General features: G+C 41.8%; 8 protein-coding genes. 4 read left to right on the top strand and 4 right to left on the bottom strand.

What is annotated here, in order from left to right; translation table 11 throughout:
* Positions 1-121 precede the first annotated feature (121 nt).
* Positions 122-898 (top strand): ABC transporter ATP-binding protein, encoded by a 777-nt coding sequence (locus RMY31_RS00815; RefSeq protein ID WP_322656794.1) that lies wholly within the window; start codon positions 122-124, stop codon positions 896-898.
* Between the two features lie 275 nt (positions 899-1,173).
* Here the strand turns inward: RMY31_RS00815 and RMY31_RS00810 are convergent, their stop codons facing one another.
* The 3 genes from RMY31_RS00810 to RMY31_RS00800 all read right to left on the bottom strand — a co-directional run bounded on the left by RMY31_RS00810 (position 1,174) and on the right by RMY31_RS00800 (position 3,642).
* Positions 1,174-1,800: a hypothetical protein gene (locus RMY31_RS00810; protein ID WP_322656793.1), complete on the bottom strand. Its 627-nt coding sequence runs from the start codon at positions 1,798-1,800 to the stop codon at positions 1,174-1,176.
* 121 nt (positions 1,801-1,921) lie between these two features.
* Positions 1,922-2,644 (bottom strand): cadmium resistance transporter, encoded by a 723-nt coding sequence (locus RMY31_RS00805; RefSeq protein ID WP_322656792.1) that lies wholly within the window; start codon positions 2,642-2,644, stop codon positions 1,922-1,924.
* Positions 2,645-2,985: 341 nt separating this feature from the next.
* Positions 2,986-3,642, bottom strand: coding sequence for a DUF1003 domain-containing protein (locus RMY31_RS00800; protein ID WP_322656791.1), 657 nt, complete (start codon positions 3,640-3,642; stop codon positions 2,986-2,988).
* 335 nt (positions 3,643-3,977) lie between these two features.
* Between RMY31_RS00800 and RMY31_RS00795 the strand changes: the two genes are divergently transcribed.
* A complete protein-coding gene (locus RMY31_RS00795; protein WP_322656790.1) occupies positions 3,978-4,907 on the top strand; it encodes a sugar ABC transporter permease in 930 nt (309 codons plus the stop codon).
* Between the two features lie 210 nt (positions 4,908-5,117).
* Positions 5,118-5,507: a VOC family protein gene (locus RMY31_RS00790; RefSeq protein ID WP_322656789.1), complete on the top strand. Its 390-nt coding sequence runs from the start codon at positions 5,118-5,120 to the stop codon at positions 5,505-5,507.
* A gap of 26 nt (positions 5,508-5,533) precedes the next feature.
* Here RMY31_RS00790 and RMY31_RS00785 read toward each other — a convergent pair whose 3' ends face one another.
* Entirely contained in the window at positions 5,534-11,233 is a 5,700-nt protein-coding gene (locus tag RMY31_RS00785; protein WP_322656787.1) for a translocation/assembly module TamB domain-containing protein, read from the bottom strand.
* 1,098 nt (positions 11,234-12,331) lie between these two features.
* Here RMY31_RS00785 and RMY31_RS00780 point away from each other — a divergent pair.
* The gene (locus RMY31_RS00780; protein ID WP_322656786.1) at positions 12,332-14,311 is read left to right on the top strand and encodes a response regulator; all 1,980 of its coding nucleotides are present in this window, start codon (positions 12,332-12,334) and stop codon (positions 14,309-14,311) included.
* Positions 14,312-14,782: the final 471 nt, after the last annotated feature.

Genomic DNA, 14,782 nt, shown 5'->3' with positions numbered 1-14,782 from the left:
GAGTAGAGACGCGATTAATCGCGTCTGTACAAAAGTTAGGAGTTAAGAGTAAAGCTGATTAATCGCGTCTGTGCAAGATTTAGGAGTTAGGTTTTCCATTTTTAATTTTTAATTGTTAAAAATGCCACTTGAATTGCAAAATCTTACTGGCGGTTACACAACCGTACCAATTGTCCAAGATATTAACCTGACTCTGCAAACAGGAGAATGGTTGAGTTTAGTTGGTGCTAATGGTTCTGGTAAGTCTACATTACTCAAATTAATCAGTCGCATTCTCGCCCCACAGCGGGGAACTGTGCTACTCGATGGCAAAGCTATTCACTCTCAACCCCCAAATTTAGTGGCACAGAAACTAGCGCTGTTACCGCAACAACAAACGGTTCCTGTTGGCTTAACGGTACGACAATTAGTAAGTTTAGGACGCACACCGCATCAACCTTGGTGGCAATGGGAATTGACAATAGAAGATTGGCAAAAAGTTGAAGCTGCAATTAAAAAGACGCAACTAGAAAAATTAAGCGATCGCTTGGTCGAACAACTCTCTGGTGGTGAAAGACAACGCGCTTTTTTAGCTTTAGCATTGGCGCAAGAACCAAAAGTTCTACTATTAGACGAACCTACAACTTTTTTAGATATCAACTATCAACTGCAACTCTTAGAACTACTAAAAGAGCTAAATCAACAACAGGAATTAACTATTGTCACAGTATTACATGAACTAAATTTAGCAGCGCGTTACAGTTCGCGTATTGCCTTATTAAAACAGGGTCAGCTTTGGGAAGTTGGCACACCTGAAGAAGTGTTGACACCACAGGCGATCGCCCAAGTTTTTGGCGTAGAATCAGTGATTATTTACACTCCAGTTGGCTTACAAGTGTGTGCCATTTCTGCTGTGTAATAAGTAGAAGGTAGAAGCTTAGAGGCAGGAGGCAGAAAGGACAATCCTCTTAAAAACTCTCTGCTCCTTTGTGTTTTTTTATAAAATTTAATAATAATAATATCATATTCGGCTAATTAATTATAATTCCCAAATCTATGCAAAAAGCCCGAAGACCTTCCCCTCTTACCCTGAAGCAGTCTTAATGATAAGTCTTTAATCGGACATGATATAACTATTTAAAAAAACCCTCCCTGCTTATGGGGAGGGTTTTGAATTTTCAATTGGAATTGATATTAATCTTCAATTGGCGCATTAGGAGATGCTGCATCAATTTCGGCTTGCGACAAGTTAGGAATCGACAAGCTGACATCACCTACTTTGATTGTTTTGGCAGGAGGAACATTGAATTCAATAGCACCTGTTTCTGGATTTGTTTTAGCTATTAACTGGGTTCCATCCACAACTTTGATGGCTAAAGGTTCTGCTAGTTCTTCCACGCCAGCTATGCCAGCTACTTTAGTACCAGTCGGCAGATAAATACCATCACAGTCCCATTCATCTTCTGTAATCTCACCATTTCCTAAGAAGTAAAGGTTATTGCCTTGGAGTACTTTTTTAGGTTTGTGAGCATAAACAGCTAGGGTTTTCCCAGTTTCATTGCGGCACTGTGCCCAGTTTCTTGCTGTTTCTAAGATGTATTTTTGTAGTTTCAAGTCGCCCAACTGTCGCTCAATGTCTTCAGGTGTATATTCAGTTTGATCGGGTGTATTTTTGATCTGCAATAAATTATCAATTGCTTGCGAGACTTCAGTGTAATCAGTACTAGCAGTTAGGTTTGGTCTATCTGCCCAAGAAGGTTGAGCAACTACTAAATTCAACAGAAGGATTAAAGCAACTAGAGCAGATTTGAATAGTTTCATGATTGTTCTCCTTGTGAAAACTACACAATGTTTTTAATTTGGAAACTTTTCGAGATGAGACAGTTGACTTTAATTAATTCTTGTAAATTGCTTAGTCAAAAGTCTCACAAAGATTTTTTGATTACCCCGGAAAGTCAATGCCTGAAGATGTTACTGCTTGCCCATTGATTCCATACAATTTGACCAGTCCGGTTAAACAGAGGCAGCTAACTGCTAAGGCAATTGGAGTTAGTGAGGCACTATCTAGGATAATAAAAACACCTAAACCAATCAATACAAAAGGCACAAAACCGTTACCGTAGCGAGTGAGTAGATTGGCGATCGCAGGCTGGCAGGTCAATTTGTATGTCACGTAACACCAAACACCGACTAGTAATAGGAAGATTCCAACAATCGCTAGCAAACTAGGAAGAGCAGTGTTAGCAAATAATGGCATATAGATACTCACATTATCACTGCCGTTGGCGATAGTAATAGCTGCCACACTATAAGCTTGAGGGGAGAGAAAACTTGCCCAGGCAGAAGAATTAGACAACTCAGTTTCCGGCTGTGTCTCGGACGATGAATCACTTTCTGGATTCAGCAGGCGATTTAGCCCAATGGTGATGGGCACCAAACCCAGAAGACCAATCCAATGGGATGGTAATACTAAGCCTCCCAAAAAACCAACTAAGCTGGAAACGACCAGAGTGCTAAAGCCCAAGTACTGACCAATCACAATGTGACGACGACGGAAAGTTGCATTCACCTGAGAGAATAACAGCGTCAGAATGACCAAATCATCCAAATTTGTGGCTGTAAAAGCTGTGATTCCGGTAGGAATTGCGGTGATGAGTTCGTTCATTGTTTATCTCTCCTCAATCTTCATCTTGGTGTAGTCTGGGCTAGCGTCGGTTAATGGCTGCAAATATTTGGGAAACTGCTACTTAATCAAGCGTGGAGGTTTAGCATCTCCAATTCAATTGGTAGACTTTGCCCGCTTGGGATTAAGTGCAAAAAGTATAATTACACTCTATAAACCTGCTTAATCAAAGCAAATATTCTTTTTTATTAAAATCCTGAAAGCACTATTCTGATTCAGTATGAGAGAGTCTAGAGTTTAACCTTGAAATGCATCGAGTAAAGTAACATTCAGACTCTCTTGCTATTGGAGCGATGAAAAAAAGCATTTGTGGCTCACTGTTTTCAACGAATCAGCTTTTCAACAACTTTATTATTGTCTCCAAGTGGTTGGTCAACACTAAAAGGTTTGTTAGCAGAAGTTTCCTTGGGGAATTTAGTGTTAGTTTGGACGTGGAGTCCTGGTAATAGACTCACTTTAACCTCTTTAGTTTCTTTGGAAGTAGGCACTAAAGTTACTCTTAGCTCATTGAGAATTCGCTGCTGTTCTTTGACAATTTGAGTCAGTTCGTTTAGCTGTTGAGCGTGCAAGCTATCCAATTTTTCATGAACCAATTCAATATTTTGTCCCGCTCTCAAATTCACTTGGTGGTCAATTTCGGCGTTTCTGCGGTCAGTATCAGACTGGCGGTTCTGACTCATCAAGACGATGGGAGCGGTGTAGGCTGAAGCAAATGAAAAGACTAAGTTCAACATGATGAATGGTGACTCATCCCAATGAGGAACCCCAGGCATCAAATTCATACCAACCCATCCCGCCAAAACAGTGCTTTGGCAAATAAGAAATTTCCAAGAACCCACATGAGATGCTAGTTTATCGGCGAGGCGTTGCCCGCGACTTAATTCTTCAGTAGTGTTTTGTGGCTCCATCTCTACAATCTGGGGGTTTTGAACTACTTTTGTATCAACTTTATTGGACGATACTCTTTTTAATGTATTCATCTTGCACCTCTGGGCTTTGTTTATGTCTGTGTTTCTCCTGATGTCTTTTAATGTACGCTGTCTCTCCGATAGGAGCAAATATTCTTTGTTTTTAAAACGATAGATAAAAATGATGGATGAAAAAAATCTACCCTAAGGAGAATACACAGCAGCAATCCAGCGAGAACATAGGATGATAGCTGTGCCATTCTGCTGGTGTTGGTGAGCGATGCCTGCGGCGGGCTAGGCCTACGCACATTACCTGCACGTGTTCGTGTAGTATTAATTAGTTTTTCCAGCTTGTATCCATCGCGGCCGGGGAATCAAGCTGCCAATTCAATTCCACAAAGGTTCCTATGAATCAATTAACCCCTAAAGATTGGATGCTTATCAAACAGCGACTGACTCCTTATTTATTTTTGCTACCTGCCTTGGTTCTCTTGGGGTTAACCGTCTTTTGGCCTGCACTACAAGCGTTTTATCTCAGTTTTACCAGCTACGAAAATATTACCCAGCCACCCCAATGGATAGGTACTGTTAACTTTCTGCGCTTATGGAAAGATGCAGTTTTTTGGAAAACTTTGGAAAACACTTTTCTATATCTTGTAGGTGTAGTCCCGATTTTAGTTATGGCTCCTTTAGGGCTGGCAATTTTGGTAAATCAAAAACTCCGAGGAATGAATTGGTTTAGATCTGCATACTATACGCCAGTGGTGATTTCCATGGTAGTTGCGGGGATAGCCTGGAAATGGTTGTATGCAGATAACGGCTTACTCAACCAGTTCCTGAAAACTTCAGGTATTTTCCCAGAAGGCATTCCCTGGTTAACAAGCCCTGCTAAGCTTTTTGGCATAGTGCCAATTTCTCTTGCCAGCGTCATGGCTGTCACTGTGTGGAAAGGACTAGGTTACTATATGGTGATTTATTTAGCAGGTTTGCAATCAATACCTGGCGATGTGTATGAAGCTGCGGCAATTGATGGTTCAGATGGTATTCGCAAGCACTGGGATATTACCGTACCCTTAATGAAGCCTTATTTAGCACTAGTAGCGGTGATTTCGGCTATTTCTGCTACTAAGGTGTTTGAAGAAGTGTACATTATGACTCAAGGTGGGCCACTTAATAGCTCAAAAACAATTGTTTATTATTTATATGAGCAAGCGTTTAGTAATTTGGAAATTAGCTACGCTTGTACAATTGGCTTAGTATTATTTTTAATAATTTTAGGACTTTCTATTTTGCGATTAGTTATTAATCAACAAGGTGAAGATAATATCGCCATTTGATATTGGTAAGAGAGTGATATTATCTCTTTCTAAAGAAGCTAAGAAAAAATTTCATTAATCTTCAGAGGGATGTATTGACAAGGCTTCAGAGATATTAATTAATACTACCTCTAATTGTCCTGACTTGCTAGCCATTTTGCGGGCTTTTACATAGATATTTGTTCAATACGGGATAAAAATTGTTCTAGGCATTACCCAAAGAGGACATTTATGCTCGACCATATTGGGATTAACGTTAGTAACTTTCAACAAAGCAAGAATTTTTATGCAGTTGCATTAGCTCCACTTGGATATGAGTTACGCAAAGAGTATGATGCTACCGAAACTATTTTTAAATATGCGGCTGGTTTTGGTATAGATGAAAAAGCTGACTTTTGGATTGTTGATGGGCAGGTCAACACTCCACGAATTCATGTTGCCTTCACAGCCGATTCCTGGCAGATGGTCAACGCTTTTTACGAAGCAGCGATCGCAATGGGTGGCACAGATAATGGCGCACCAAGTTTGCGACCTCATCATTATTATCCCAACTACTATGGAGCGCTTGTTTTAGATCCAGATGGTCATAACATTGAAGTAGTATGCTATGCACTGTCATAATAATTGGCGTTTAGACTTTCCATAGGTCAAAACCGTCTTTGAAACTCCACTACTGCACGACTATCATCGTCTAAATTGGTGGAAGCACGTACGCGAAATTCATCGTTTATTCGGTAATTAATACCCCATTGGAAAGGGTCACTCGCTGTTAAAATTTTGATACTAGAAATAGAAAATTTGGTAGAAATATCAATCCCAGCCTCAGCTGCCAATTCCAAAGTTGAACTGCTTCTTCCGGCTTCGGGATTATCAGAGATGATGGTAGGAAATATCCGAAATTCACTTAAGCCAAAGGCATTACCAATTTGGTTAAAAGCGGATTGAAAGTTATTGAATACAGCTGAGCCTGCAATATTAATCAAACCTAAAGTACTGTCGCCACGTCCCTCAGTATCTACAAACCCACCTCCCAACAAAGCGACAATTTCTGTTTCACTGCGTGACGGACTGCTTGTTAGTTCCAGATTTTCGTCCAGTTTGCTGGCGGCACCTGTGACAGTGGCTTCGACTCGAACGCTTTCTAAAGCTCCTAAGCCAGCAGTATTTGTGCGGCTGAAGTCACTATTCTGAATCACGTCCAATACTTTAGCGAACAGCTTCACATCTAAGATGGGGTCACGAGGTTGGTTAGCTTTAAAAGTTGCTGTATTTTCATAGCCACGGACAAGCTTAAACTGGGTAGTAAACAAATTAACTCCACCTTGCTTGAGCTTGATAGTGCCATCTGGTATGGGATCGGCGAATGAGCCATTAACTATGAGGTTGCCAGCTGCTTGGAAGCTGAGAATCGGTGGACGGATAACTTCTACGTTTTTGCCTAGTTCTATTTCTAGATTATTAAACTTAGCGATCGCATCCCCGGTATCAGTTTTGCTCTGCTTATTAGCTTTTGTAAGTGATACGTTGACATTGTTGCTATTAGCAGGTTGATTAGATTCGGTAGATTCTGCCAACAACACCTTACCATTAAATAAATTCACCTTACCGCCAACTAAAGGGTTAAGAGCAGAACCAGTAATCAGCAAATTACCGCTAGCTCCTCCTTGATAAAGTCCTTTGAGATTCAAGGTGAGTTCATCGGCTTTCACGGTGAGAGGATTTTCGATATTTGCAGCGCTGTTATTGAAGATGGGAATTGCTCCCGCAGCCTCCACTTGACCTCGGCTAAATCTACCTTGAAGATTTTCTACTAATATGCGGTCAAAATTAAAATTCACCTTGCCTGTGACACGCCGCACCTTTCCTGGCAAAGCTGGTGCTGAAAAAGTGGCATCATTAACAGTGGCAATTCCCTCTAATTCTGGCCGCTGTCTGGTTCCCCTCACCTTGAGGTCTACTTCTCCTTCACCTTTCTCAAATTCCACTTGTTGAGTCAACAGATTTATGAGCGCTAATCCCTCATTTCTCACCTTGACATCCAGACTGATTTGATTATTATCTGGTGCTACAGAAGCAAAGGGCAATTGGTAGGGAATACTGCCACTAATGTTAACAGGTTCTGGACCGGCAACTGAGACGTTACTGCCAAAGTTCAAGCGTCCATTGGTATAACTAAAACTTGCCGTAGCTGATTCTATTGCCTTTTGATTCAGCGTTCCTGCTGTGATTTCCAATTCGCCTCTAGCTTGGGGATTGGCAATACTACCTGCTAAAGCTGCTGAACCGTTGAGATTTCCTGTGATGTCAACTGGCAAGTCAACAAAATTATTTAATAGTTGTATGGGGAAATTATTCACCCGCAATTGCCCAGATTGCTCGTTACCGCCAACGTTACCGCTGAAGGCCAGCAGGCTATTTTCAGACTCAATCCGGAAAGGTCGGAACTTCAAAACGCCTTTTTCAAAACTGCCTTCGGCAATTATTTTGTTAGCTCTATAATAACGACTTGCTTCATTTTCTCTACCCCAAACAAAGTTTTGACCATTTAAATCAAATTGCACTGCAAGTCCGTCAGCGGTGGCAGTATCTACGGCAACTTCTCCGCTGAAAGTTCCTTCCAGGTCTGCTAAATCTGGGATTGCAGTAGAATCGCGCTGTTGTTCCTGTGCTGCTAGCAGTGCCTCAATTTCATAAAAGCGCTTAATCTGAGTTAGTAAAGGCTGATCCTGCAATCCTACAGGGTAAGTGGTGAGGTCTGCTGCCCTGCCGTAGCTTGGCTCTGCTGAACCGCGTTGAAAATCTTGTAATTCATATATCTGCGCTACCGTCAGAATATCTTGGATATTTCCTTGCTGCACGTTAAGTTTACCTTGTAGTTGTGGCCCTTGAGAAGTTTGTCCAAAACTACCAGCAAAGGCATAGCGACTGTTACCTTTCACAAATTCGCTACTAGTAACTGTGGCTTGATTATTCCCGTAGCGGAACTCAGCAGCTAAACGATCGCCTTGAATGCGGCCAATTTTCGGCCCGGCGATCGCTAACTTGCCACTAGTTGTTAATGTCTGCTGATTAACTTGCAAATCCCCGCTTAAGGTGCCAGCCACTTGACCGCCACCCAAACGCAGAGTTGGCGGCGGAGTCAAATTTAATACTTGTAAGGGGAAGTTAGCAAGGTTGAGCGCTAAATCATTTCCTTGAGCGTTACCGATGGCTACTGCCTCCTTCCACTTAACTAAGAAGGATTTCGGACGATTATTGCCATCTAGGTTGAAGGCTAGGCGATCGCTAGTACCAGCCAAGTCTAAATTCAAACCCTGTCCCTGTGCGGAGACAATATTTCCCCGTAATAACGGCTCAAAAGCCAAGCCTTGTACAATCAAATCTCGTAAATTTATTTGCCCTGTCACATTTGGTAAGGGCAATTTCCCAGTAACTCGACCGTTGAAATCTACTTTCCCCGCTACAGCAACTTGATTAGGCAGATTGATGGGTAGCTGTTGCAGATTGTAATTCTGCGCTTGGACGTTGAGATTTAACTGAGTAATTTCCGGTATGCCTGCTCTCCTAGTATTGGCTAATATGTCACCACTCACACTTAAACCTGGGGCAGTAGCTCGATCGATTGTCAGCTTCTCACCATTCCAAGCAACTGCGGCAGTCAGAGGTCGCTCAATTCCAGCCAGACCTTGAGATAACTGCACCTGACCAGCAGCCCGCAAATCATCTAGTACAGCAGTTCCGAGAGTACCAGCTACTTGCAACTTCCCACCAAATTGACCTTTCAACTGCTGATTCAACCGATTTAATTCCACACCCGCAGCATTAACCACTGCTTGATAGCGACCATTAGCTAATTGGATGTTAGAAGCTGTAATCGCGCCACCTGCAAGATTCACCCGTGCTTGACCGCTAGCTTGAATTGACTGTGGTTGGAATGATTCAACCGAACCAGCGACGTTCAATTGACCGTTTAAGCCTCCTTGAAACTGTGGAGGTACTGCTGCCAACTGTTGCAAAGGTACGTTATTAGCCTGAACTTGTGCCTGATAGCGACCGTTAGTTAGTTGGATGTTAGAAGCTGTAATTGTGCCGCCTGCAACATTCACCCGTGCCTGACCACTAGCTTGAATTGCCTGCGGTTGGAAGGATTCAACTGACCCTGCTACCTGAAATTGACCAGTTAACCTGCCCCGAAATTGCGGCGGAGTTGTTGCCAATTCTCGCACAGCCAGATTATTTGCTAATACTTGTGCTTGATATACACCATCAGCCAGTTGGATATTTTTGGCTGTGACAATGCCACCAGCTACCTGAAGCCGTCCCTCACCAGTACCGCGCAGAGTCTTGAGGCTGAAATTCTCTCTATTGCCTGCGATTTGGAACGTACCCGCCAACGGCCCGCCAAAAGCTGGAGGAGACTGTTTGAATATCCGTCCCAGTCGCACATCATTAGCTACTAATTGAGCGGAAAAGCTTTGGTCTTGCAATTTGACTTGAGAAACTGCAACTGTGCCGCCAGCAATTTGCACCCCTGCATTCTCAGTCCGAATGCTAGCAACTTGAAATGGAGTTGTAGTGCCTGAGAGGATTAGACGACCGTTGAAATTTGCTCCCGCTAAAGAGATATTTTGTAGTTGACTTTTATCGACAAAAGGTTCCAACTCAATGCCTGACGCTTGGGCAACAGCTTGCCAGCGCTCATTAGCATAGCTGCCAGATGCTCGCACTACGCCACCACCAAAGTTGAGAGCCACATTGCGGAAAGAAACGGTGCGATTTGAGTTGACAACCACCTCACCAGTGCCGGGATAGGTCGCTCTGGGAGCCTGCCACTGTACCACAGTCTTGACATCATCAGCATTGCCTGTGACTTGGGCTGTAGCGGAGACAGTGCCGATTTGAAAGCCAGGTGTTGTATCGTAGAGTTTAGCGATCGCATTACCAGGAACATTCTTAGCTGCGAAATTCAAATTCAGTCGCGGAGTTTCCCCCATCTTGATTGTGCCACCGCCTATAATTTGTCCGCCAACTTTTGCTACACCCTGGATATCTCTCAAAGTAACTAAGGAATTGCTAGTAGCAAACTCAAAATCACCACTGACGCTATTAAAATCAACTTTGTCAATTCGGGCAGGTTTGGTAGTGGCAACTGTGCCTGAGAGAATCGGGCTGATAGCCGAACCAACTAGCTTCACATCAGCTTTTAGTTGACCGCTTACAGGTACAGGGAGTTGTAGGTTCAGAGTTTGCTTAGCATCTGCAACACTCACAGCTTTTACACGCCCTGCTAACTTAAAGCCAGCTTCAGTATCGATGATTCCCGTTGCAATGACGGGAATTTTGCCGTAGTTGGTAGTCAGACCGTCTAACTGGATTTCCGTTCCTTGAAAGCGGAGATTTCCTTGAGTCTTATTCAACGTTTGTTGTAAGCGAGGAACCTGAATCGTTACTCCTTGCAAGTCAGCGCTACCAAATAACAAGGGTTTCTGTTCCACTCCCTGTTGAATCTGTAAGTCGCCATTAACTCGACCTGCCTGTAACTCCAAAGGTAACTTGACAAGCCGGGTAACATCAGCAGCTAGCAAGCCCTGTCCTCGTACCTGGAACGTGCCTGCTATTACCTTGGCAAGTGTCTCTCCCTGAACAGAAACACTGCCACCACTGTCTGCTTGTCCCTCCACATCAAATCTGATCTTCTGGTTATTTTCCAGAATTTGGGCAGTGCCGCTAAGTTGGGAAAATGCTACAGGCGATGAAAAGGATGAGGGAGATTTTGCTCCCCCTGCTCCCCTACTCCTCTGCTCCCCTACTTCTAATACTCTCTTCTGCCCTAGCAATGTCAGCTTGCCATTACGGAAATGCAGTTTATCCAGATCGGTTTTAATTGGCCCTTCTTCACCAGGGGGGGCTATGCTCACGGTAATCCAGCGATCTTGTTTATCCTGTTCAATGTAAACGTCGGGATTGACTAGAGTTACATCTAGCTTTAACTGACGGTTAAAGATTAATTCCAATGGGTTAAAACCCACCTCCACAGCATCAACTGCAACTCGATCTGGATCTGTAGGTGTCGCTGGTATAGCTGAAGCCTCAAACTTGACTCCCGTTAGCGAAAATCCTGTGACTTTTCCCAAGTTTACCGGACGGTTGAGTGTAGTCGTGAGACTTTTTTCTGCTAACGGCGTTAACTCTTTTTGTACAAATGTCCACAATCGCCAACTAACGACTGTTAGTCCAACCAGAAAAATTCCGCCAAAGGCAATGCCACCGCGAGTCAACACCAGAAACCAAAAACGCTTACGGGTGGCGGAATTGAGATGATGTTCTCGATTGGAAGTTTTAGTCATGTGGTTGGTTTCACTTTTTACTTGCTGGATGTTGCAGGCAAACTACTAGCACTAACGAGCACATGTGTTAACAATGCCAATTCCAGCATACAAACCAATTTGAGATTTTGGATTACTTGGGTGGCTGTTAGTATAGTGGCCCTAAGTTAGAATTCCCATTTACCAGTACTTGTATTAATTCACTAAATTATTGCTACGGCAATTGGCAAGCCAGGAAGGTAGAGAGGCGGAGGAGCAGAGGAGAAAAACTATATTGAGATATTCTTTTTCGCTTATCTCCTCTACTCCCTATGCCACCATCCTCTTCTTGACTCCTTGTCTTCCTTGGCATAACCCCTATACCTTCACACCCCTACACCCATGTTCAAGACACTCAGATGTAATCTGGGGTTCCAGATTTGAATCTATTGCCAGATTTTAGAGAATTGGTGTATGTCCAGAGGATTTGACAGTGCAAACTTGATTTTTTGCGTGCTTTAGTGTCTTCATCTCTGGTGCAAAGATACAATAATAAACTGCTCGCGATCGCCCTATGAAAAAATTTCATTATTATGCATGAGAAAAGGAATATTTCCTATACACCATACCCCAGAATCTTTATAAACTAGATAGTTGTTTCTAGCACATTGAACTAGTTTTTCAACAAGCCGTAGCTTTCAGCTGTAAATATTGTTTGGAGTTAGTTTACTTTTAATTAATAATTTTTACTTTCATCTACTTCATTCGTGCAGTTCTCATAAATTTGGCAGAAGATGTTATTTACCCAATCAAATAGGAGCCGGACTTGTGAGTGAAAAAGTGAGGACGGCTAAACTAGATGACTACCTAGCTGCTGGCAAGGAGATAGGGCGTTAATGCGGTCGCTTGCTTATGCACCACGATAAGCCCTGTTGCCAGTTGGTCCCAAAGTTTGCGAACAGCGGTGACCATCCTCCTGTCCTCTTGCTTGCCGATCGTGATTCACTAGGGTTGAGCAAACTATCACCTTGGAGGTACTGAATCTGCAAAATATACCATTTACTACTTATCTGCGTCAAATTGCCAAAGATTTTAAAGTCAAATAAATACGACAATTTTTTAAAAATTCAAGAGGCAATAATGATTTTTAATAAACCTGAAGAAGGTGTAATTTTAATTGTCGATGATACTCCAATTAATTTAGAGGTATTGTTCAATGTTTTAGGAAATGCTAACTTCAAAGTGCTGGTAGCTGAAGATGGAGAAAGTGCTATTGAAATGGCACAATATGCAACACCAGACTTGATTTTGTTGGATATATTAATGCCGGGAATTGATGGTTTTGAAACCTGTAATCGGTTGAAAAGCGATCGATCTACTCAAGACATTCCCATAATTTTCTTGACCGCCCTTACTGACAAGGTAGATAAAGTTAAAGGGTTGAATCTTGGCGCTGTAGATTACATTACTAAACCATTAGAACATGAAGAAGTTTTAGCTCGTGTTAACATCCATCTACGCTTGCGAAATCTGACTAAAAAACTTACAGAACAAAATGAGCGTTTAGAGATGGAAATCTTTGAACGTAAGCAAGCAGAACAGAAAATCCGCGAACAAGCTGCCTTGCTCGATATCACAAAAGATGCGATTATTGTCCGAGATTTAGATAACCAAATTCGATTTTGGAACAAAGGCGCTGAATGTCTATACGGATGGATGGCAGAAGAAGCACTAGGGAAGAATGCCAATCAACTTTTGTATCCAAAAGACACCTTAGTTAAACTGAAAAATATCCAAGAAACTGTGGCTAAATTTGGTTCTTGGCAAGGTGAGTTAAATCAAGTTACGAAACAAGGTCAGGAGATGATTGTTGCTAGTCGCTGGACATTGGTATACGACGATCGAGCAAAACCGAAATCTATCTTAATTGTCAACTCCGATATTACAGAAAAAAAACAACTCGAAGCGCAGTTTCTTCGCGCTCAGCGTATGGAAAGTCTTGGTACCCTAGCAAGTGGTATTGCCCACGACCTCAATAATGCACTAACACCAATGATGATGTCGGTTCAACTTCTTGAAAAAAAAATCACCGACAATCAAAGCCAAAAATGGCTGTCGATTATGGAAACCAACATCAAACGAGCAGCAGAGTTGGTTAAACAAGTGCTTTGGTTTTCACGAAAAGTTCAAGACCATTTTACAACCTTGCGGGTGAAAGATTTAATTTTAGAAATTGAAAAAATTATCAAACAAACATTTTCCAAAAATATTGAAATCTACGTCAATATTCCCAAGCAAAATCTTTGGAATATATCTGGTGATGCTACTCAGTTACACCAAGTGTTAATGAATCTTTGTATTAATGCTCGTGATGCCATGCCTGATGGCGGTATACTACAAATTTCGGCAAGAAATTTTTGGGTAGATAGCCAATATAGCCGCATGAATATTGATAGTAAAGTTGGTTCCTATGTGATGATTTCGGTTTCCGATACAGGTACAGGAATTTCTAAGGAAATAGTAGATAGAATTTTTGAGCCTTTCTTTACAACTAAAGAAGTCGGTAAAGGTACAGGGCTTGGTCTTTCAACTGTAATGGGCATCATTAAAAGTCACGAAGGTTTTGTGAATGTAGTAACCGAACTAGGAAAAGGAACAGAGTTTCAAATATGTCTACCTATTACACAGGTAATGGCAGTAGAAAATATAGAAGATACACTTAGAGACTATGAAGAATTACCTGTAGGGCATGGGGAATTGATTCTTGTTGTTGATGATGAATATGCAATTCGTGAGATTACTAAAACCTCATTAGAAAAAAATGCTTACAAAGTTTTGGTTGCTAGTGATGGGATTGAGGCTATTGCTTTATATACAAAAAATCAACAAGAAATTAGTGTTGTGTTAATTGATATGATGATGCCATCTATGGATGGTCTAACTACTATTCAGGTGTTGAAAAAAATAAATCCAGAAGTCAAGATTATTGGTGTTAGCGGTTTATCTTCAAATAATGACATGATTAAAGTAGTTGGTAATAACATCAAATCTTTTATGTTAAAGCCATACACGTCAAATGATTTGTTAAGAAGTTTACATAAAGTTATTAACGGTAACTAATGGTTTGTGGCAAAATTTTTGATAAGTTTGTAGTAATTACTTTAGTGCTTGAATATTAGAGGACTAAAGTCCTCACTACAAAGATTGCAAACCTAGTGACATAGACCAATAGTGCGAGTAGAAAACTGGTAGGGAATGAGGGAGACAAGAGAGACAAAGAGAATAAATAACTCCTGTACAGACGCGATTAATGAGCCAGCGCGTTGCGGGGGTTCCCCCCGTTGTAGCGACTGGCGTCGCGTCTCTATTCCTCACTTCACTCAGTAATTTAATATGAGGAGTGAAGAATATTTTTGTTCTCACTCCTCATTATTCACTCCTTACACACATAGCTATTCTCGATTGTGTTCGTTACATTGTAGGGATGCAAAGCTTTGCATTCCTAAGACTAATGTTTGTATTGAAACCAATTGAGAACTGCCATAGTTCATATACAACATGTAATCAATGTACTAAACCTCTAACTAAAGT

Source organism: Dendronalium sp. ChiSLP03b, assembly GCF_034531165.2.
GTDB lineage: Bacteria > Cyanobacteriota > Cyanobacteriia > Cyanobacteriales > Nostocaceae > Dendronalium > Dendronalium minutum.
Note: the sequence above shows the minus strand (reverse complement) of the source record. Positions and strands in the feature narration are given on the sequence as shown.

What these genes read in the sequence shown, in the direction of transcription:
- RMY31_RS00815 (WP_322656794.1), top strand. Translation starts at nt 122, where the DNA reads ATGCCACTTGAATTGCAAAATCTTACTGGCGGTTACACAACCGTACCA.
- RMY31_RS00810 (WP_322656793.1), bottom strand. Translation starts at nt 1,800, where the DNA reads ATGAAACTATTCAAATCTGCTCTAGTTGCTTTAATCCTTCTGTTGAAT.
- RMY31_RS00805 (WP_322656792.1), bottom strand. Translation starts at nt 2,644, where the DNA reads ATGAACGAACTCATCACCGCAATTCCTACCGGAATCACAGCTTTTACA.
- RMY31_RS00800 (WP_322656791.1), bottom strand. Translation starts at nt 3,642, where the DNA reads ATGAATACATTAAAAAGAGTATCGTCCAATAAAGTTGATACAAAAGTA.
- RMY31_RS00795 (WP_322656790.1), top strand. Translation starts at nt 3,978, where the DNA reads ATGAATCAATTAACCCCTAAAGATTGGATGCTTATCAAACAGCGACTG.
- RMY31_RS00790 (WP_322656789.1), top strand. Translation starts at nt 5,118, where the DNA reads ATGCTCGACCATATTGGGATTAACGTTAGTAACTTTCAACAAAGCAAG.
- RMY31_RS00785 (WP_322656787.1), bottom strand. Translation starts at nt 11,233, where the DNA reads ATGACTAAAACTTCCAATCGAGAACATCATCTCAATTCCGCCACCCGT.
- RMY31_RS00780 (WP_322656786.1), top strand. Translation starts at nt 12,332, where the DNA reads ATGATTTTTAATAAACCTGAAGAAGGTGTAATTTTAATTGTCGATGAT.